The sequence below is a fragment of the Prosthecobacter sp. genome (assembly GCF_044227185.1).
In the GTDB taxonomy this organism is placed as follows: Bacteria; Verrucomicrobiota; Verrucomicrobiia; order Verrucomicrobiales; family Verrucomicrobiaceae; genus Prosthecobacter.
In genome coordinates, this window is the sequence record NZ_JBGAFO010000003.1 from 495,376 (window position 1) to 516,342 (window position 20,967).

12 protein-coding genes are annotated in these 20,967 nt (G+C 61.5%); 2 read left to right on the top strand and 10 right to left on the bottom strand.

Annotation, left to right across the window (positions count from 1 at the left end; translation table 11 throughout):
* Positions 1–68 precede the first annotated feature (68 nt).
* Genes ACILSQ_RS09850 through ACILSQ_RS09865 form a run of 4 tightly spaced genes read right to left on the bottom strand, consistent with a single transcriptional unit; the run spans position 69 to position 8,202 of the window.
* Entirely contained in the window at positions 69–653 is a 585-nt protein-coding gene (locus tag ACILSQ_RS09850; RefSeq protein WP_395743436.1) for a hypothetical protein, read from the bottom strand.
* Positions 650–6,844: a hypothetical protein gene (locus ACILSQ_RS09855; protein ID WP_395743437.1), complete on the bottom strand. Its 6,195-nt coding sequence runs from the start codon at positions 6,842–6,844 to the stop codon at positions 650–652. Before ACILSQ_RS09855 ends, ACILSQ_RS09850 begins: the two co-directional genes overlap by 4 nt.
* Before the next feature lie 46 nt (positions 6,845–6,890).
* Complete coding sequence (locus ACILSQ_RS09860; protein WP_395743438.1) at positions 6,891–7,583, bottom strand: rhamnogalacturonan acetylesterase; 693 nt, start codon at positions 7,581–7,583, stop codon at positions 6,891–6,893.
* 10 nt (positions 7,584–7,593) lie between these two features.
* On the bottom strand, positions 7,594–8,202 hold the full coding sequence (locus ACILSQ_RS09865) for a tRNA (guanine(46)-N(7))-methyltransferase TrmB (RefSeq protein WP_395743439.1): 609 nt from the start codon (positions 8,200–8,202) through the stop codon (positions 7,594–7,596).
* 201 nt (positions 8,203–8,403) lie between these two features.
* On the opposite strand from ACILSQ_RS09865, the gene ACILSQ_RS09870 reads away from it, so the two are divergent.
* Positions 8,404–8,928, top strand: coding sequence for a cytochrome C (locus tag ACILSQ_RS09870; RefSeq protein WP_395743440.1), 525 nt, complete (start codon positions 8,404–8,406; stop codon positions 8,926–8,928).
* 72 nt (positions 8,929–9,000) lie between these two features.
* On the opposite strand, the gene ACILSQ_RS09875 is transcribed toward ACILSQ_RS09870, so the two are convergent.
* From ACILSQ_RS09875 to ACILSQ_RS09900, 6 genes are all read right to left on the bottom strand, one after another.
* Entirely contained in the window at positions 9,001–12,120 is a 3,120-nt protein-coding gene (locus tag ACILSQ_RS09875) for a type I restriction endonuclease subunit R (protein WP_395743441.1), read from the bottom strand.
* 38 nt (positions 12,121–12,158) lie between these two features.
* Positions 12,159–12,788: a DUF2290 domain-containing protein gene (locus tag ACILSQ_RS09880; protein WP_395743442.1), complete on the bottom strand. Its 630-nt coding sequence runs from the start codon at positions 12,786–12,788 to the stop codon at positions 12,159–12,161.
* Between the two features lie 29 nt (positions 12,789–12,817).
* Positions 12,818–14,998, bottom strand: a complete 2,181-nt coding sequence (locus tag ACILSQ_RS09885; RefSeq protein ID WP_395743443.1) for a DEAD/DEAH box helicase — start codon at positions 14,996–14,998, stop codon at positions 12,818–12,820.
* Positions 14,999–15,009: 11 nt separating this feature from the next.
* Complete coding sequence (locus ACILSQ_RS09890) at positions 15,010–16,332, bottom strand: restriction endonuclease subunit S (RefSeq protein ID WP_395743444.1); 1,323 nt, start codon at positions 16,330–16,332, stop codon at positions 15,010–15,012.
* Positions 16,325–17,911, bottom strand: coding sequence for a type I restriction-modification system subunit M (locus tag ACILSQ_RS09895; protein WP_395743445.1), 1,587 nt, complete (start codon positions 17,909–17,911; stop codon positions 16,325–16,327). Before ACILSQ_RS09895 ends, ACILSQ_RS09890 begins: the two co-directional genes overlap by 8 nt.
* 434 nt (positions 17,912–18,345) lie before the next feature.
* A complete protein-coding gene (locus tag ACILSQ_RS09900) occupies positions 18,346–19,782 on the bottom strand; it encodes a LysM peptidoglycan-binding domain-containing protein (RefSeq protein ID WP_395743446.1) in 1,437 nt (478 codons plus the stop codon).
* A gap of 65 nt (positions 19,783–19,847) precedes the next feature.
* Here ACILSQ_RS09900 and ACILSQ_RS09905 point away from each other — a divergent pair, with 65 nt between their 5' ends.
* On the top strand, positions 19,848–20,591 hold the full coding sequence (locus ACILSQ_RS09905; RefSeq protein WP_395743447.1) for an N-acetylmuramoyl-L-alanine amidase: 744 nt from the start codon (positions 19,848–19,850) through the stop codon (positions 20,589–20,591).
* Positions 20,592–20,967 lie beyond the last annotated feature (376 nt).

A 20,967-nucleotide genomic window follows, 5' to 3' on the forward strand; every position in this document is an offset into this window, starting at 1 on the left:
AAGGCCGCCCGCTCCTGCAAGCGCCGTCATCACTGGAAATGGCGCGTCTTCTCCGGCAGCGGCGGGCTTCAGTTCCGGTTCAGCAGCCTGCGCACTTCATCCTCGGAATACGCGCTCTTTTTGCCATCGCCCCGGTCGTTGTAGTTCTCGATGATCTTCGGCCCCTTGCCGATGCCCTTGGAGCGTGGCAGCGCGAGCCCGGTCTTGAAGGTGCTGTCCGCTCCGCTGAAGAAGGTGCTGCCTTCGCGGGCCTGCTGGCTGCTGAGGCGGGACGCATCCGCCTTGAAGCTGTTTTTCGTGCCTCCCGCCTGCTTGTCTCCCAGCGCGTAGGTCATGTCCATTCCGGTGGCCTTTTTGCTGAAGAGGCTCTGGCTGGTTTTGAACTGCTTCTGCCCCGCATACGAGTTCGCGCCGTTGAAGCCTTTGGCGTTGTGCGCCTGCCTTTGATAGTAGCCGCCGGTGCTGCCCTTGGAGAGCTTCGGGTCGTTCATGTATTTCTCAAACGAGCTGCGCCTGCTTTGGTCAGGCTTCAGCATGGAGCGCTCCTGCAGCTTCATGGAGGAGATGTCTTTTTTCTTTTCCTCCGGGCCGGAGCACTGGCACAGCAGCACACCTGCGCTGAGGCACATCAGAAGTCTTGCGGATGGATTCATGGCTGAGGCGTGGTTTTGGCGGCGGGCTGGCGGGTGAGGAACAGGATCTCCTGCTTCACGCCGCCCGGCAGGTGAAACTTTGTCAGCTCTGCTTCGATGCCGTTCAATCTGCCCCAGCTTTGATAGAGTTCAAAGATCAGTTTGGCCGACTCGGCCGGCATGGTCCAGCTCATGCGCATGAGGAAAGTCTCCGCTGCTTCAAAATCCCCCCGGCGCACCAGAAAGCGCGCCTGCGCGGCAAACAGCTCCGGCTGCAGCGCTGCGGTGTCCTGCAGGCGCTGCACCGCCGCCGCCAGCAGCTCCTGCGCCAGCCCCGCATGGCCGGTGTCTTCAAAGGCGCGCGCCCACTCGATCGTCTGGGCGCCGCCAGGGAAGGGCAGCCGCAGTGTTTCGCTGAAAAGCTCCTGCACCGCCGCTTCATCATGCATGGCATGCGCCACGCGCACCGCCAGCGGCAGCTTGCGCCCCTGCTCGCGAAAGGTGGGGATGCCAGCCACGATCTCGCAGGCGTCCCAGGCCCAGGCCGCACGCCCTGCCTGCAGCATTTCCTCCGCGGCGAGCTCGATGCACACGCGGTCTTTCTCCTCCACCTTCTGCCAGGCGGTGAGGAAGTCCGCCTGCGCCTCCTGTGGCAGGCCGGTGGTAAAGGCGCTCAGAGCCAGTGCCGCCAAAGGCCGGTCCGTGCTCGCGCGGGCTTCGGTGCGCAGCATCGCCATCCACCCCGCGGCCTGTCTGCCCTCGGCCAGCCCCTTGAGCCAGGCGTGCATGTCCTTGAGCGTGTCCCGGTCCCGCGTGGTGGTCCGGAACAGCGCCGCGATCTGCGCGCGTCCGCGCTCCGGCGCCCAGTCCGCGGAAGCCGCCAGCACCTTGAGCTGCTCCAGCCGCAGCGTGAAGCGCTCGTGGTCCCCTTTGATCGTGCGGTCCGCCTGGGTCAGGAGGTTCAGCGCCTCGGCTGAGCGGTCATGAGTGCGCAGGCCCGCGGCCAGCGCCACCACGCAGGGCAGGGACTTGCGTTCCACACACACCGTCATCAGATCGCGCACGTCATCCCAGGCGCCCGTCGCTGTCGCGATCTGGCAGCGCAGCTTCAGCACGTCCTGTGCGGTCGGATCCAGAGGCTCAGGAAGCGGAACCTCACGAAGAATTTTAAGCGCGGCCTCCGGCTGTCCGAGACGCTGCAAAATTTGGCCGCGATGCAGGCTGGCCTCCACATCGATGTCGGTCCCCGCCTGGTCATTCGCCACATAGGCGGCGTGCAGGCGGTCCCAGGCAGAGAGCGCCGCCTGCTCATTCTGCATGCGCTCCTGCAGCAGCCCCAGCTCACGCAGGTAGGAGACCTCATGCGGCCGGCGTCGTTCCAGCACCTGTGAGAACTGCTCGCGGAAGCCCTGGCGGCGCAGTTCATCCACATTAAAACTGCGCGCCAGAAACAGCGCATGCTTCTCGCGCAGGGTGTCGTCTCCGGGTTGTGGCGGCTTGAGCGGCGGCTCGGCCAGCAGCAGCTTCAGCGCAAAGCTCAGTCCCGGCTCGATCTCCATCGACGTCTCGCACACGCGCAGCAGCCACAGTGCATAGTCCGGATTCGACGGCGCGCGGTCTGGCAGCATGCTGTAAATATCAATCGCCTCGCGCACCATGCCCGCGCTCTCCAGCCGGCTGCCCAGATTGCCGAGTGTGTCCACCGAGTGCTCGGTGCGCAGATCCACCGCCGCCAGATGCTCGCGGATCAGCCGCCGCCGCGTCGGGTAGTCCACGTTGCGCAGTCTGCCCAGCAACTCGTTGACGCGCCACTCGCCGAACTCCGAATCCGAACGCGGCCCCAGCATGGTGGCCTCGTACTGCCGGGCCAGGGCGGTGTTCGCCCCTTTCACCACGCCGCCCAGCCCCTGCTGAATCAGCAGGGCCTCGATCTCCCGCGTCTCCTCCCAGAGGCTGCGCAGGTGCGGGGCTTCATCGTACCGGGAGGAACCCTGCGGCAGCAGGCTGCCCTTGGTGTCTGACATCTCACGTTGCGCGATGAAAGGGCCGGACAGAAACCGCCCCAGAGTCTCCGCGCCCTTCTGATCCGCACCCGCCATGCCCGCCACCGCCGCCTTGCGAATGGCCGTCAGCGCGGAGGGCTGCGTGCGCTGCAGCCTGCGCCAGGCTTTGCGCAGCGTCTCCTCCCGCTGCTGCTCGGAGCTCGTCATGCGGCTCAGCGAGGAAAGGCTCAGCAAAAACGGATCATAGGTGGAGCGGTAGTCTTCCGCCGCCACCGGGCCGCGGGCCGCCGCATCCAGGTACTGCCGCGCCAGCTCCCAGCGCTCTGCGCTTTCGGCGATGCGCGCCAGAAACAGCGAGTAGTCCATTTCCATCAAGGGCGCATTGAGCGGCAGGCAGGCGCCCAGCGCCAGCGCCTCGTCATAGCGCTGCTTGTCCTGCAGCTTGCGCGCCAGTCCCACGATGGTGGGGTTGTCCAGCACGCGGGAGCTGCCCAGCAGGGCCAGGGCGCCGGGGCGGAAGCGGAAGCTGCTCACATCCACCAGCATCGAAACACAGGCCTGCAGCAGGGTGGCGCGTGCTTTGATCACTTCGGGCGCCCAGCCTTTCTCACCGGCCCATTGCACCGCTTCATCCATGCCGTGGCTGTGCAGCGTCAGCCAGAGCAGCGCAAACTGCGCCTCCAGCTTGCTGGTGTCCGGCAGCACCCGCTTCAGCACCACGCGAAATTCCGTGCCTGCACCGGCATAAAACAGCGCCCAGAGTTTCTCCACGTCATTCGCCTTCGCATCCGTGCTCCACTGCTGGATCCACTGGCGCAAGGCGTCCCCGCCATGCGCATGGCGCAGTTTCGCGAGTTCTTCGATCGCCCGCAGCCGCACCAGCGCGGCGTCGTCTGGCAGTTCGGCAAACTCCGCGCGCGGCTGGCCCAGGAAGGCCCGCAGGGTGTCCAGCTCCTTGCGTTCCAGACCCGGGGCAAAATCGAGCAGGGAGACAAGATCCCCCGTCGTCACACCTGCGCCTGTGCGCCGCGTGTCCGTCAGCGGCAGCGGTGCACGCACGCCGCTCGTGGCATAGTTGCGCACCTTCACCGGCGCGGCCATCACCGCCTGGAGCTGCGTCTCCGCCTCCGCCTCATCCGCAAAGCGCAGGCACTTCAGCGCCAGCCGCAGCCGTGCGCGGCCGTCCCAGGCGCGCACCTGCGTCATCTGCTCATACACGCGGCGCTCCGCCTCGTCCTGACCCGAGCTTTGATAATACTTTGCCAGCTCCTCAAGCGCGGTGGCGTCCTGCGCAAACCGGCTTTCCAGCCGCCGCCGCACACGGTCCGCTTCCGTGATCTGAAACGTCTGCTCCAGCAGCTCCACCAGCCGCCGTGACTCGGCTGCGATCTCCTTCGGCGGAGCCATCGCGGCGATCTGTTTTTGGAAATAGATGGCCGACTTCAAATCCGCGACCTTCAGCGCGGCATCGCGCAGTTGATCCAGGGAAAACGGCGTGTCCGGCGCTGTGTAGTACGCCTGCTTCATGCTGGCAAAGGCCTTCACATGGTCTCCACCGCGCTCATACACCTGCGCCAGCGCCTCATGGTAAAAACCGTCAAACGGATGGCGCTGCACGCGCTCCAGCAGGGCCCGCTCCAGCATCTTCAGGCGGTCACGCGCCACGGTGGGCGCCAGCTCGCCGCCGCTGGCGTCTGAAAACGTCAGGCGGTCGATGCAGCGGCGCAGCACTTCGCGGCGGCGCTTCACATCCGTCTCGCGCTCCAGAATCTGCGCCTGCACCTCCACATGATCGGTGATGCGGTGCTGCCGCAGCAGGATGTCCGCATAGTTTTCCAGCAGCGGGATCGCCGCCGGACCTTCGACGCGTTTCACCGCCTGCTTCCACAGCGCCAGCGCATCATCCGCGCGGCGCTGCAGGAAATAAATCTGGGAGAGCGCGGAAAGAAGCTGTCCGGAATCTGGAAACTCGCGATACACCTGCTCCAGAAGTTTCGCCGACGCCACGCCCGGTGCTGGCAGCGGATTGTTGCTCTTCCAGCCGGGGCTGCTTGTCTCAGAATCCACCCGCCGCTCGGTCTCCATGATCAGCTCCGCCAGCCTCAGTGTGTAACGTACGCGCCCCCCGGCGTCCATCTCCGCCAGCCGCCGAAGCTGCCGCTCCATGAGCGCGAAATTTTCATCCTCCTGCGCCAGATCCAGCTTCAACTGCTCCACCACCAGGGAGACGGGCAGCTTTTTCTTTGTCACGGGATCAAACTCCAGGGCGTCGAGCAGTTGATAGGCGTCCACGAACTGGTTTGTGCGAGTCGCCCACCAGCCTCCGCGAAACGTGAGCGCCTGCGCATCCGCGGCTTTGGGGTCTGCCTGTCTGGCGGTGGCGATGACCTTTTGGGCAAAGTCAGTCACCCGCTCCGGCAGCTTCTCACGCTTCGGGCCCTCGGTGTCATCGCTCGCGAAGCCGGTGCCGGTGAATGCATCGGGAAGTTTAAACTCGCCGTTTGCCGTGGCTTTGACGGGCGCCTTTGTGTCTCCCATCAGGATCGAAAGCATGCGTTCATCCACATCCACGCGCTCCTCGTCCGTGGTGCTGGCATGCCAGGCTTTTTCGATCCACTCCGCGGCCTCGTCATTCTCCGCCTGCTCGGCTAGAAGCTCCGCCAGATGCAGCCAGGCCTCGCGGCCCGCACCGGGTTTGGACACGGCTTCGCGCGCGAGGATAATGGCGCTGTCGAGATTGTTGCTGGCCGCGAGAAAGGTGGAGGCATCGCCCAGCCGTTTCTGCCGTTCTTCCTGGGTCGCCGCACCCTCGGTGAAGCCGCGCAGCAGCTTGTCCTCCGCCGCCACATCACGGCGTGCGCGGAAAAAACCCGCCAGATCAAAGACCGCCTCCGCTTTCTGCGGATCGCGCTCCACGCGCATGCGCAGGATCTTTTCCACCACGGAGTCCAAAGCGCGGGTCTGGGTATAGACCAGCACCTGCTTCTCCACGTCAGACGAGTTTTGTGTCTCCAGCAGCTTCATCAGCCGCTGGGTGGCGGCGCCGGCATCGCCCTTTCGGAGATCCACTTCGCAGCGCAGCAGCACCAGCGCGGGCAGGTCGCTGCCGTCGTTTCTGAGCCGTTCATCCAGCAGTTTGGCGGCTTCGTCTGCGCCATCGCGGTCCAGCAGCGCATGCACCAGGTCCCAGCGGTAATCCTCCACCTGGGGCACGGCCTTCACCAGCTCGCGCAGCCAGTGCAGATGCTCGTCCAGCCCGACCGTCAGCTCAAAAAAGCGCGCGGCATCCAGCAGGGCCTGTTCGGAAGGAGGCGTGCTCTTAGCGGCGGTGACGAGGGCGTTTTGCAGCTCGTCCAACTGCCCGTAGTGCTCATGCAGGCGTACCCGCCGGCGGAAGAAATCGAGATAACGGCCATCGCGGAAATGCAGGATGGCCAGACCGTCCGTCAGCGCCTTGTCCGCCTTGGTAAATTGATCGCTGTGCTCATAGATGCGTGCGAGATCATAGAGCGCGTCCAGCTTGAGCTTGGGATCTTTTTGCTCGGTGAGCTTGGAAAGGAAACTGGCCGCGCGTTCTGGAAAGCCGGCCTGCAGGAGCAGCTGCGCCACCTGGCGTGCCAGATCAATGTCCTGCGGACGCATCTGTGCGGCGTGTTCATAGGCCTCCGCGGCCTCTTCATTTTTTTTGACGGCCAGCGCCCAGCCTCCCATCTGCAGCCACATTTGCGGTCCCATGGGATCAGTGGGAGGAATGAGCTCGGTGAGACGTTTGATGTGGGCGTAGGCCGTGGCGGGATCCTGCAGCTCCTGCGCCACTTCGGCGCGTGCTTTCAGGAGGATCAGATTCTTCGAGTCCTTCTTGAGGAGTTCATCATAGAGCTGCGCGGCGCGTTTCAGATTTCCGCTGCGGCGGATGAGGTGAGCCTCAACGATTTTGACGGCTTCAAATTTGGACTGCTCCGCCTGCTGCGAGACGTTTTCCACCAGCAGGGTGGTGGCATCGTGCTTCTCATACAGCGCCCACAGGAGGTCCAGCACGCGGCCGTATTCCGGCTGCTGAACGAGGAGTGAGAGATATTCGTTTGCCAGCTTTGTCTCGCGCTCGGCCCAGGGCTTTGGCGTGGTTTGTGCGTGGGCCTGCAACACCCATGCAAGAGACAACGCCACCGCGAGGCGCCTCACTTTGAACAACTGGCCTGCAAATTTCACGCTGCGATCATATACGTCTTTGCAGGGAGCGCCAAGCGCAGGGTTTTTACTTCAGGAGTTTGGCGAGGTCGGGGGCGGTTTTGCGGAGTTCTTCGGTGATGAGGGTGGCGATGACTTCGGCGCCGTGGGGGTTGAGGTGGGTGCGGTCGGTGGTTTTGGGGTCTTTTCCGGGGGGATTGAATGTGTCGGATTCGGCAATTCCGAGCTTGTTGTGGAGGTCGACGCTGCGGGTGAAGAGATCGACGAGGGGGACCTGTTTTTCGGCGGCGACTTTGGTGGCGGCGTCGGCGTAGGGTTTTAGCTCGCCGCGGATCTTGTCTTTGTCGAAAACGCGGCGGGTGAGGGAGGTGACGATGATGGGCTGGGCGCCGATGGCGCGGGCTTCGTCGATGAAGGTGATGAGGTTCTGGCGGTAGGTGGTCTCGGGGTCGGTTTCGCGGTTGGGGCCTTTGCCGGGCATGTCGTTGTGGCCGAACTGGATGAGGATGTAGGCGGGCTTGGAGTCGAGGACTTTTTTCCAGTTGCCGGAGTCGCGGAAGCTTTTGGTGCTCTGGCCGCCGCGGGCGAAGTTGAGGCATTCGGCCTTGGGGCCGAGGAGCTTGGCGAAGGCGGCGCCCCAGCCGGCGGTGTCTGTGACGGTGGAGTCTCCGGCGAGGGCGACTTTGGTGCGGGGTTCGTCAGCGTGGGAGGTGCTGATGCTGAAGGAAAGGGCGAGGAGGAGGAAGGTGCGGCGGAGCATGGCGGGGGCTTTAACGTGGGATTTTGCGCCATCTCGCACGGTGGATGGTGCGGCCGAGGTGGAGCCAGTCCTGCTCGAAGTCGGTGGTGGGATAGAAGAAGGCGTCTGCGGGCCAGTCGAGGGGGGTGAACTGGTGGGGGCGGGCGGCGAAGCTGGCGAGGGCGTCTTCGAAGTAGGGCTGGTCGTCGGTCTTGAGGAGGAATTCGCCACCGCCGTTGTCGTTGCTGAGGATGCGGTGGAGGCCGTCGAGGAATTCGGCCTGGTTGACGAGGCGGCGGGTGACGTGGCCTTTTTTGGGCCAGGGGTCGGGGCAGAGGAGGTGGAGGCGGGAGACGGAGGCGGTGGGGAGGAGCCAGCCGACGGTGTAGGCGCTTTCGAGGCGCATGATGCGGGCGTTGGGGAGGTGCTGGCGCTCGATCTTGCGGGCGGTTTTGCTGACGCGGCCGAGCATGCGCTCGACGCCGAGGAAGTCGCGCTCCGGGTGGTGGGCGGCCATGCCGGTGAGGAAGGTGCCATCGCCACAGCCGAGGTCGATTTCGAGGGGGCGGGTGGTGTCTGGGAAGATTTCGGCGCGGGTGAGCTCGCGGAAGTGGTCTGGGGGGGTGAAGAGGGCTGGCACCGGGCATGGAGTGCCGGTGAATCCGGGGTCTGCCAAGTGAAGATTTGCTGAGGGTGAACCAAACTTTGGATGGCCTACGGAAAGCGCGGAACAAACGGAAGCCGGGCTGTCAGGTAAAGATTTACTGAGGGTGAAGCAGACTGGCTTTCTGCTGGGTGCGTTTATAGTGTGGGGAACGTTTTCCTGATTTCCTCCCTCACCATGCCGATTTACGAGTTCTACTGCCCTGACAACAACAAGCTGTATTCTTTCCTGGCGCGCTCGCTGGCGTACCGTGACAAGGTGCCGGTGTGCCCGGATGGGGAAGGGCTGAAGATGGAGCGGCGGGTGTCGGCGTTTGCGGTGATCGGCAAGGCGAAGGAGGAGACGGGGGATGATCCGTTTGCGGGGGTGGATGAGACGAAGATGGAGAGCTTCATGGCGGAGATGGAGCGGGAGATGGGCGGGATGGACGAGGAGAACCCGGACCCGCGGCAACTGGGCCACTTCATGCGGAAGATGACGGACCTGATGGGGGACAAGACGCCGCCGGAACTGCGCGAGATGGTGCGGCGGCTGGAATCGGGCGAGGACCCGGAGAAGCTGGAGGAGCAGTTTGGGGGGATGGACGAGGGCGAGGCGGGGGACGCGCTGTTTGCGCAGATGCTGAAGCGGGCGAAGGCGGCGAAGAAGGAGCCGGTGCGGGACCCGAAGCTGTATGAGATGCGGGAGTTTGTGAAGGAGTAGATGCTGGATGCTGGATGCTGGATGCTGGATGCTGGGGCGCGGATGCGCGGCGGCCTGGGACACGTCCACGTCTCATACCCATTCCGCGCATAGCAGCTCGGCCTGGGCGAGGACGGTTTTGACGGCTTCTTCTTGAAGGTCGGGCGGGTAGCCGTGTTTGTTGAGGATGCGCTTGACCATGATTTTGATCTTGGCGCGGGCGCTCTCGCGGAGGGTCCAGTCGATGGTGACGCTTTTTTTGACCTGGGTGATGAGCTCGGCGGCGATGACTTTGAGCTTGGCATCACCCATGGCCTGAACGGCGCTGTTGTTGGCGGAGAGGGCGTCGTAGAAGGCGACTTCGTCGTCGGTAAGGCCGAGGTCTTCGCCGCGCTTGGTGGCGGCGTCGAGATCTTTGGCGAGCTTGATGAGCTCGTCGATGATCTGCATGGTGGAGATGGCGCGGTTGTGGTACGCGTTTAGCGTTCTTTTCAGCTTCTCGCTGAAGACCTGGCTCTGGACGAGGTTGCGTTTGGAGCGGACTTTGAGCTCGTCTTTGAGCAGCTTTTCGAGGAGTTCGGCGGCGACGTTCTTGTGCTTGAGGCCTCGTACTTCGGCGAGGAACTGGTCGCTCAGAATGCTGATGTCGGGTTTGGGAAGTCCGGCGGCGGTGAAGACGTCGATGACCTGGCCGTCGGTGGTGATGGCCTTGCTAACGAGCTGACGGATGGCGGCGTCGATCTGCTCCGGTGTCTTGCGGCTGGTGCCGCTCTGCTTGTTGAGGGCGGCCTGCAGGGCCTGGAAGAAAGACACGTCATCGCGGATGGCAGTGGCTTCATCGCTGGCGGCGCAGAGGGCGAAGGCGCGGGAGAGTTCGGTGACCACCTGGAGCCAGCGTTTCTTGCCGTCGTCCTGTTCGAGGATGTGCTCCTGACCGGTGGGGAGGAGGGCGAGACGTTCGGCGGGTTTGCCGGTGGTCCACTTGTCCCAGTTGAAACCGTGGAGCATGTCGCAGGCGATGCCGTGCTTCTCCAGCATGACGGCGATAGCCTGGGCGGTGTCGAAGGTGGGGTTTCCCTGGCCGCCGCTTTCGGTGTAGGTGACGAGGGCTTTTTTGAGCTGGTCGGCGAGGCCGAGGTAATCCACCACGAGGCCGCCGGGCTTGTCGCGGAAGACGCGGTTGACGCGGGCGATGGCCTGCATGAGGCCGTGGCCCTGCATGGGCTTGTCTGCATACATGGTGTGCAGGCAGGGGGCGTCAAAGCCGGTGAGCCACATGTCGCGGACGATGACGATCTTGAAGGGACTTTTGGCGTCCTTGAACTGATTGGCGAGTTCGCGCCGCTTGGTTTTGTTGCCGATGTGCTTCTGCCACTCGGGGCCGTCTTCGGCGCTGCCGGTCATGACGACCTTCAGCGTTTCGAGCTCCCATTCGGGGCGGAGCTTGACGAGGGCGTTGTAAAGATCGACGCAGATGCGGCGGCTCATGCACACGATCATGGCCTTGCCGTCGATGGCTTCGAGGCGCTTCTCGAAGTGGGCAACGAGATCGGCGGCAACGAGGGCGATGCGTTTGGGGTCGCCAACGAGGGCTTCCAGGGCGGCCCACTTGGTTTTGAGCTTTTCTTTTTTGGTGAGTTCCTCGCCTTCGGTGATCTCCTCGAATTCGTCGTCGATCTTCGGCAGCTCGGAGGCATTGAGGCTGAGCTTGGAAATGCGGCTCTCGTAGTAGATGGGCACGGTGGCCTTGTCTGCGACGGCACGCTGGATGTCGTAGATGCTGATGTAGTCACCAAAGACGGCGCGGGTGTTGGCGTCCGTCTTTTCGATGGGCGTTCCGGTGAACCCGATGAAGCTCGCATTCGGCAGCGCGTCGCGCATGTGGCGGGCGAGGCCGTCGATGAGGTCGTATTGCGAACGGTGGGCTTCGTCGGCGATCACCACGATGTTCCGGCGGGGCGAGAGTTCGGGCATTTTCTCGCCCTTCTCCGGCAGGAACTTTTGAATGGTGGTGAAGACCACGCCGCCGCTGGCGACGGCGAGGAGATCGCGCAGCATGTCACGGCTGGCGGCCTGGACGGGCATCTGGCCGAGGATGTCGGCGCAGCGCTGGAACTGGCCATAGAGCTGGTCGTCGAGGTCGTTGCGGTCTGTGAGCACCACCAGCGTGGGGTTCTGCATGGCCGGGTGCCGCACCACGCGGGCGGCGTAGAAAAGCATGGAGAAGGACTTGCCGCTGCCCTGGGTGTGCCAGACCACGCCCGCGCGGCGGTCGCCGGGCCTGCCGCCGTGCATGCGACCGCTCCAGTAGCCGCCGGGGCTTTCCTGCACGCGGCTTGCCGACAGCATGCCGCTGGCGCGCACGGTTTCCTCGACAGCGGCGTTCACGGCGTGGAACTGATGGTAACCGGCAATGATCTTGTGAAGAGCGCCGCTGTCCGGATCTTCTTCAAAGACGATGAAGTGATGCAGGAGGTCGAGGAAGCGCTGACGCTCAAACACGCCGCGCACGAGGGTTTCCAGTTCCAGCGCGCTCTTGGGGGCATCGCTCTCGCCATCGATGGTGCGCCAGACCTTGAACCATTCCTGATTGGCGGTCAGCGAGCCGATGCGGGCCTGCAGGCCATCGCTGACGATGAGGGCAGCGTTGTACTGGAGCAGGCTGGGGATCTCCGCCTTGTAGGTCTGCAACTGCTGGTAGGCACTCCAGATGGTGGTGTCTTCATCGGCGGCGTTCTTCAGCTCGATGAGGCCCAGCGGCAGGCCATTGACAAAGACCACGAGGTCCGGTCTGCGGTTGTGCTGGCCTTCGATGACGGTGAACTGGTTTACCGCCAGCCAGTCGTTGGCCCGCACATCGGAGAAATCGACCAGCCAGGCCTTGTCATTCTTCGTGCTGCCATCCGGCCGGGCATACTCGACATCTACCCCATCGCGCAGCAGCCGGTGAAAGGCTCGGTTCGTCTGCACCAGAGACGGGATCGCCACGCGCAGCACTTTTCTCAGCGCCTCCTCCCGCGCTTCCTCGGGGATGGCGGGATTCAACTGCCGCAAGGCCTCGCGCAGCCGCCTCACCAGCACCACCTCGCCAAACGAATCCCGTTCCGCAGCCGGTTCGCCCGGAGCCATCTGCGGCCCGTGCCCTACCGCATAGCCCAGCTCCCCGAACCACGTCAGGGCGGCGTCTTCGACGATGGATTCGGTGAGACTCATCTACTTTTAAAAAACTAAAGCTTAAATAGAGCCCTTCATTACGGCGCAACGAAATGAACTACCGCTCGCTCATTGTTAGTGATTGTAGCATCAAAAGTGTGGTTCTCAGCCGGTAAAACTTTCCAAAAATCGTAGCCCCCTGCCGAATAGAAGTTCCGCAGGACAAAGTCGAAAAACACACGGGGTGTCAGGCCTTTAGAAACTGGAATCCGACAGCCGAGGACATCACCGAGAGTGGCGTGACAGACAGGATGGGTAACATCGCTTGCTGCGGCTGGATCGAAATCAAAACGAATAGGGAACGGAATTATCCTACGGGCTACGATTTCCAAGAACAGCTTGTCGGAAAGGTAGTCCTCGGGACATTCCTGAAATGGTCTTAGTGAGGGGGATGGGTAGTAAGCCAACCGATGCTTTTTCAACTCTTCACGCTCAAAAAAATATGAGAGTTGCAACACTCCACCATCTACAAGCTTGATGCTATAGGACCGTCTGGCAGCGATTTCAGAATAGATCGCATCATAAGAAACATCGTCCATGGCGATTGACAAATGTTCTGCTCCTGAGAACGTCACTTCAAAGCAGCCAGAAGCGAGCGCATGCAAAGATGCGAAGTTTTGGTCATCTGCAATCCCCTGGTTGATCAAGGATGATAGAATCTGATCCATCTCCACTTTGATTGACCGCGCTGCTCGGCTCATCGATCCTCACCTCCCCCAAGAATTCTGAGAAGTTGAGCACGTTTTGCAGGATCAAGCCTGCCCAGCGATGCAGCAACGTCCTCAATATCTAGATCACCAGCCACCAACCCTTCGATTGCTTGGTCAAAACCAGCAATTTTTTTCTGCAATCGAGCCTTTTCCGCCGGCGAAAGATCACGATGCACGACGCGCAATTTACTCAACTGATCGTCTGTAGGATAAACAAAATCGAGACGCATGCGGTGCTGATGCAGAGCGCGGTATTCATTGAGGATGTTCTGCATGCCATCGCCCCACCCAAGAACACGGACCCACGCTTTACTTCGAGTGATTGCGGTAAACAGTCGGTTACGGAGAGTGGCAAGACCAACTCCCCAGCCGTCGCAATCCTGAGCGTTTATCACATACACCATTCCAGCCTCATTTCCCTTTGCCCGGTAAATGTGGGTAAACGTTATCGACTGAGTATCCGTTCTGAAGAAAACATCAGCATCGGTATCCACCCCGGCGATATGCGTTTGAATTCCCATTTCAAAGAACGCACTCCGTATGGCACCAAAGCGGCGTCGTGCCGTCATCGGGTCAGGATTGATCACGATAATATCATCGTGCCGAAGCTCATCATGTTGAAGATTTTGGAGAATCTGAGCAATCAGCCATTCATTCTGCTGTGCCATGTTCTCGAATTTCTGGAAGTGCACAAGATCCTCCAACGGCGAATGCACTTCTAGAAACCGTGGACTGGTTTCCTCAGTGCGCTCAAGCACGACACGCTTCCCTTTTGCCAAGACACCTTCGCAAACTCGGTATCCGATTTCATTCCAAAGTGCAGGCTGATCGAACATTTGAACCAGTCCAATCTCGTTAACCTGAGGAGGTCGATATACGCCAAATCCCAACGAATGGGCTGCCGCCAGAACAGGGCGCGAATTTCGATAACACTTTTGCAAGATTACATCGCGGCGAGTATCGCCGCCAAAAGACACCAATGGCCTGTGTGCGGTGTCGTAGCCAAATATCTCTTCGGGCGGAGGCAGGGACTCACCTGAAAGGCTTTGCAACTCGTCGTATGCATAGACGAGCCGCTTCGACTTACGCAAGATTGAATAGCACATTCTCAGGAAACTTGGAGAGAAGTCCTGCGCCTCATCAACGAGGATAGCATCGTAGAGTTCTGGCGGCTCCGATACGGCGCTCAAAGCTGCCTGACAGGCACCGTCGAAAGCGCTGTCACTCCCACCGAACTTGAAACTCGCAGCCTTAAAGTCAAAGAACTCTGCTCCCGTCGAGCGGCAAAACTCGTAATAGATGCCGTCTCTTTCAACTCCACCCGGTGCCCCCCATGCATTGACGATTCGAATCTTGTTCCAATCAGGCTCCTCCCCTCCTTGTTCGATACAGAATCCGTTGATTAGACGCTTGAACTGCCCTTTCAACGAGCGAGTGTTGAAAGTGACTGCAATTCTCCAGTCAGGATACTGCGCGTGCAAGTAGGCAGCTTTGAGGGCAAGGACGATGGTTTTGCCAGATCCTGCCAAACCGCGTATCCGCTGGACACCTTCGACTGTCTCGATGACCGCACGATTCTGGCGGTGGTCCAGTGTGGCAATCGAATCCTCAAGCTCCTTAAGCCGCGCACCTCTCGAATCGGCTTTTTCAACAGCACGCTTTGATCGTCCTTTCCTGATGGACGACAGGCTTTCAATCGCAGACAGAGTCGAACGGAACAATTCGGGGGTAGATCCACTCCAATCCACAGACTCGATTGCAGCATCTAGATTTCGTTCATTTGCAATGAGATAACCGTCAACCACTACTGCTGAAGTATCGTTGAGAGCAGGAACGAAGGTAATCACCTGGAGGGGTGGCACGAGCTTTCTCCCTTGAACGAGCTCCCTGTGCAACCGCAGCTTTGATTCAATCTTGTTTGCGAGGTCGTCTTGCCGAGAATCGTAATCGCCTACGTTGGTTCCTTCGACGATATCGAACAAGATGATGCCTTTCTGAGCGCTTACTAATGTTGCATCAATGGAGTATTTGCCTTCTGGCGTAGCTACGAGGGGGTATCCGAAGAAGCACTCCCCCGACAAATTGGAGATCTTCTTCAAAGCTTGTTCGAGTATTTCCGAGGCTGCCGGCTTTCGGTTAACCCCGCGTGTAAACTGGATTTCACTCATGGCGGTTGATGTCAGATTGTTGGGGTGGATTTTGTCAAATTCAACTCTCCGCTCAGCAGCTTCGGCAGCAGCGTGTCGCGCAGGGTGGCGAGGGTGCGAGATTGGATGCGGTTGAGATCGATCTGATCGAACCAAGGGGTAACGATTTTTTCGAAAGCTTCCAGAACATCGGAGGGAGGGAGCAAGACGTCCATGGACTCCAGGTGGCCTTTGGTAATGGCATGGCGTGTTGCCCCGGCGCTCATTCCGATCAGCAGTGACTTGATCGCAGGCTGCACCAAGTAGAGATGAAGATAGCGAGGTGGAATGCCTTTGATCGCCCGAATGATGGCAACATGTTGATTTACACGTGCGGGCAGCACGGATGGATCAACCACACAGGTCCTTAATATAGAATCGCCCGTGATATTTAGAAGCACATCATTCTTCATGACTTCTACATTTCTCAATTCATCCGCGCTTTTGTCTGTCAACCGCGCCAGACCTGACCAGTGAAATTCATGATCGTAAACGTTTTGGCTGCGTATGAAGGCGATGCCTTCCTCAACGTAAACTTCACTTCCACCGCGAGGGGTTGCGCCACTCCCAATTTTGGAGGTCAGGTTCTTGAGTTTGCTGATTTCCCATCCCGTAGGAATCGGGCCGAGATCAGAGTCTTGGAAAGAGTCGGGGAAGAGGTGGAGGTCAGGGGATTCGAACCCCTTGGCTTCTCCCTTTCGGCGAGGGGAGTTGAACCCCTGTCCGGATTGCTTGGCGCGGACGGGGTCGAAATCCACGAACCAGCTCTGGAATAGCGCCCGGGCCATCGACTCCAGCGTGGCGTTCATTCGGCGGTTCAGCTCGATCTTGTCGTCTAACGCTCCCAGCACTGACGCTATGGCTTTTTGCTCGGCAAGGGGTGGGACTGTCATTGGCATTCTTGCCAGTTCGCGAAAGTAGATACGAACTCGTACAGAGCCAACACCTGCCGCCGTTGTCCATTGCCGCCATTCTGGGCCTTTAATGGCGTAGCCGAGAAACGCAGGGTCGAGCGCATCGGGCTTGCATCCGAATACAACATAGTCAGGGCTAACCAGTCCGATTGCATGTTTTTCAGTGCAGGCGGCAATCGACCCGATATTCAGACGCATCGGGTTGTAAGCAAACATTCCGGGGCGCAAGACCTTGTAGCGGCTCAATTCCTTTGAAGTGTATTTTGCGTCCGGGGTGAGTCCGTCAGTGCGATCTACGCCATAAACGCGCAGACCGGCGTCAGGCACGTCTGACGCACGAACCTTACTTTCGAAGGCAAGGTCTCCAAGGAAGGCTGGTTCCAGTTTGTCGAGCTTAGACATCGTATCCGATGGAGTTCAGGGCTACACGAACCTTTATATCAAGCTCTGCGGCTGCTTTGCGGTGGGCGGAAAGCTCTGCGACGAGGGCCTTCATTTTTTCGTCAAATGGAACTTCGTCGACTTCGAGTTGCTCATTTCCGACGTAGTGCCCCGGCGTGAGTTTGTATTCGTGTCGTGCGATTTCCTCAGTCGTAACCGAGGCGCAAAAGCCTGGAATATCAGCATACGGTTTCGCTCCTGCTTTGCCGCACCAACTCTGATAGGTGACGACGATGTGGCTGATGTCTTCGTCAGAAAGAACGCGGTATTTCCGATCTTCGATGTTTCCAAGCGCGCGGGCATCGATGAATAGCGTCTTTTTACGACGATCATTCATCTTTGCGGGATGCTTATTTTTCGCCAAGAACCACAGGCACACGGCAATCGGCGTCGTGTAAAAGAGCTGGCCGGGGAGGGCGACCATGCAGTCCACGAGATCGGCGTCGATGATGGCTTTGCGGATGTCTCCCTCGCCGGACTGATTGGAGGACATGGAGCCATTCGCCAGAACGAAGCCGGCGGTGCCGTGGGGGGCGAGGTGGTGGATGAAGTGCTGGACCCAGGCGAAATTGGCATTGCCCTTCGGCGGGACGCCGAAGCGCCAGCGGACGTCGTCGTCTTTGCGGTGCCAGTCGGAGTCGTTGAAGGGGGGATTGGCGAGGACGTAGTCGGCGCGGAGGTCGGGGTGCTGATCGACGCGGAAGGTGTCGGCGTGCTCTTTGCCAAAGTCTGCCTCGATGCCGCGGAGGGCGAGGTTCATGATGGCGAGGCGGCGGGTGGTGGGATTGCTCTCCTGGCCGTAGATGGAGATGTCTCCGAGCTGGCCGCCGTGGGATTCGACGAATTTTTCTGACTGGACGAACATGCCGCCGGAGCCGCAGGCGGGATCGTAGATGCGGCCTTTGTAGGGGGCGAGCATCTCGACGAGGAGGCGGACGACGCAGGAGGGGGTGTAGAACTGGCCGCCGTTTTTCCCCTCGGCACTGGCGAACTGGGTGAGGAAGTACTCGAAGACGCGGCCGAGGACGTCCTTGGATTTGCTGGCGACATCGACGAGCTGGATGGAGCCGATTAGGTCGATGAGCTCGCCGAGGCGGTGCTTGTCGAGATCGGGGCGGCCGTAGTTTTTATTGAGCGCGCCTTTGAGGCGGGGATTGTCGCGCTCGAGGGCGTCCATGGCGTCGTCGATGATCTTGCCGATGGTGGGGAGTTTGGCGCTGGACTGGAGGTAGGCCCAGCGTGCGGCGGGGGGAACCCAGAAGACATTGACGGCCTTGTATTCGTCCTGGTCTTCGGGATTGGCGCCTTCGTAGTCGCCCTTGCCCTCGACGAGCCTGGCATGGTGCTCTTCGAAGCTGTCGGAGATGTATTTGAGGAAGATGAGGCCGAGGACGACGTGCTTGTACTCGGCGGCGTCCATGTTGTTGCGCAGCTTGTCAGCGGCGAGCCAGAGCTTGGCCTCGAAGCCGATAGTGGCGGAGGATTGAGAGGAGGGGGAGCCGGAGGCGGGGCTGGGTTTGCTGGATGCTTTTCGTGCCATGTAGGATTTCACCTATCCAAGCGGGGAAAGGTTCGGATGGCAAGGGCTGAAGGGGGAGGGGATTTATGATTTATGATTTGCTGGAGAGGGCGCGTGGCGGCGGTATCGCGGATATGCGTCGGGCGTTAGCCACCGCTGCCTTTCCAGATTCCAAGGACGGCGTGCCTTTTTCAATGCCTGCGATGTGAGAGACCGGAAATTTGGGACGCAGCGCAGGGGTTCCCTACCAGGCTGGAGGGAGGGGCTGGCGGCTTGCTTCCTTCTTCGCTAAATCCATCCTTCGCTGAAGCTACGGAGGACACGAGCTGCGAAGGACACGTTGCTCCGTAAGCTGTGGCGTTTGGCGAAAGGGAGTTCCGGAAAGCGAGCGCGGAGACGCTCGGCGGCGGGTTGAGGACAAGCCGCCCTACCTCTCGCTGGGCTGCAACGGGCGATCAGCGGGTGCTGACGGAGACGGCGCCCATGGCGGGGACCATGATTTCGTCTCCGGGCTTGAGGGTGGAGCCGGGGGTGAGGCGGTTCATTTCGCGGATTTTGTCGGGGGTGGTGGTGAACTGGGTGGCGATGGTTTCGATGGTGTCGGAACGATCGACGCGGTAGGCGAGGATGCCGCGGTGGGAGTCTGTGGTGTCGGGGGATTTGGGAGTGGCTGCGGCGGGGGCTGGTGCGGGTGGTGCTGCGGGGGCTGCCGCAGGCGCGGGGGCGGCGGTGAGGCCGAGGCCGGAGGCGGGGGGGGGCGGGGCGCCGGGGACGCCGACTCCGTAGCCGGGGAGGGGCACGGTGTCTGTGGATTCGGTGCGGGAAGGGGTTTTGCTTTTGGCGGCGACGGTGACGGTGCTGGTGGTGGTGCGGCCGGGGATTTTGAGGCGCTGGCCGACGATGATTTTGTTGACGTCTTTGATCTTGTTGGCGCTGGCGAGGGCGGTGGGGGCGATTTTGTGCCGGAGGGCGATGGCTTTGAGGCTGTCGCCTTTTTTGACGGTGTAGTAGAGGGGGGCGGTGACTTTGACGGTGGTGGTGGCGGCGGGGCCTGCGGAGGACGGGGGGGGCGGGGGGGCACCGCCTGGGGTGGAGGGGGTGTAGCTGGCCTGGGTGGTGGCTGCGGAGGAGGCGGCGCGGTGGGGGGAGGGGATGAGGAGGGTCTGGCCGACGTGGACTTCGTCTTCGGTCATGCGGTTGAGCTGCTGGATCTCGCCGACGGAGACGCGATGGGTGGAGGCGATGCGCCAGAGGGTGTCGCCGGGACGGGTGACGTAGGTGGTGTAGGCGGGGAGATCGCTGCCGCCGTCATAACGGGTGCTGCCTTTGCCGCCGCGCTTGATGCTGGAGACGTCGCGCTCGAGGTCGCCGATGCGCATGTTTTGGACGCGGTCGCTGTCGCGGATTTTAGTGACCTGATTGGTGAGGTCTCCGGTGGGGCCGTAAACTTTGGGCGGGGGCGGGGGGCCGGCCTTTGGGGAGGTGGACTTGGTGGAGCTGGACTTGCCGGTGGTGGTGGTCTTTGAGGCGGTGGATTTGGAGGCGGAGGATTTGGGGGCTGAGGTCCTGGGGGCGGTGCCGTAGCCTGGGGGGGGCGGCGGGTAGGTGTAGCCGGGAGGTGGCGGGTACGTGGTGGGGTACTGGGGATGGGTGACGGGGGTCTGGATGGCGGCGGCGGACTGGCGGGTGGTCCTGGAAGAGGGGGCCTTGGTGGAGGTGGGCCGGGTGGTGGTGGACCTGGCGGGTGCGCCGGGGGCAGGGTAGCCGGGAGGCGGGGGCTGGGTGTAGGTGTGTGAGACCTGGGCGGAGAGTGGGAGCGCCGTGACGGTGGCGAGTGCCCAGGAAAGCACGAGAGTGCTCAGCATGCGGGAGGCGGGGCAGGGCGTCTTCATATATGGCTATTATAGAAATATCCGTTTGTTAATTCAAATAAATATTTTATACATGTGAATATTTTTTGAAATTTCGCCGGTTCATTGCCCTGAGTTTGCGGACTGTGGCTGCGTTTGCGGCCCTGGGGGGGAGCGCGTTTGCGCTGGTGTGGCTGGAAGGGCAGCGGGCGGCGGTGCCTCTGCCGCGGGAGGGGATGTGGAGTGAGAGTGCGCCGGTGGTGGTGGTGGATGCGGGTCATGGAGGACATGATGGGGGTGCGGTGGCGCACGGGGTGATTGAAAAAAACCTGAGCCTGGACATCGCGGAGCGGCTGCAGAGGGAGCTGGAGGCCGCGGGGGTGCGGGTGGTGATGACGCGGAGGGAGGACCGCTTTCTGACGCTGGATGAACGGGCGGCGCTGGCGGGCAACGAGGGGGCGGACGCGTTTGTGAGCGTGCACCTGAACACGGACGGCGAGGGGAGCGGGGCGGAGGGGATCGAGACGTATTTTGCGGAGGGGCGGGGGCTGTTTGCGCGGCAGGCGGGAGGGGCGGTGCCGGTGTCGGCGTCGCGGGAGGGCAGCGGGGGCGCGGAGTTTGCCGGGATGGTGCAGCGGATGGTCTGCGGGGAGACGCTGGCGGAGAACCGGGGGACGAAGGCGCGTGACTATGCGGTGGTGGCGCGGGCGGCGTGCCCGGCGGTGCTGGTGGAGTGCGGGTTCATCACGAGCAGCCGGGAGGTGGTGCGGCTGAAGGAAGCGGGGTACCGGGACAGGATCGCGGGGGGAATTGCGCGGGGGGTGGTGCTGTTTTTGCAGACGCGGGGCTAGATGCTGGATGCTGGATGCTGGATGGCGCGGGGGAATGGCGAATGACGAATTGGCGCGATGGCACGTGCGGGTTTGCCGCAGAGGGGCCAAGAGGCAGAGGGGGCAGAGTTTTTAACTTCAGAGGCTGAACTGAGCGCGGAGGCTGGATGCTGGATGCTGGATGCTGGATGCTGGATGCTGGATGCTGGATGCTGGATGCTGGATGCTGGATGCTGGATGGCGCGGGGTGTGATGGGGGGGAGTGACGGATGGCGATGGCGAATTGGGGCGATGGGAGGTGCGGGTTTGCCGCAGAGGGGCAAAGAGGCAGAGGGGGCAGAGTTTTTAACTTCAGAGGCTGAACTGAGCGCGGAGGCTGGAGTGCTGGTGTTTTGAG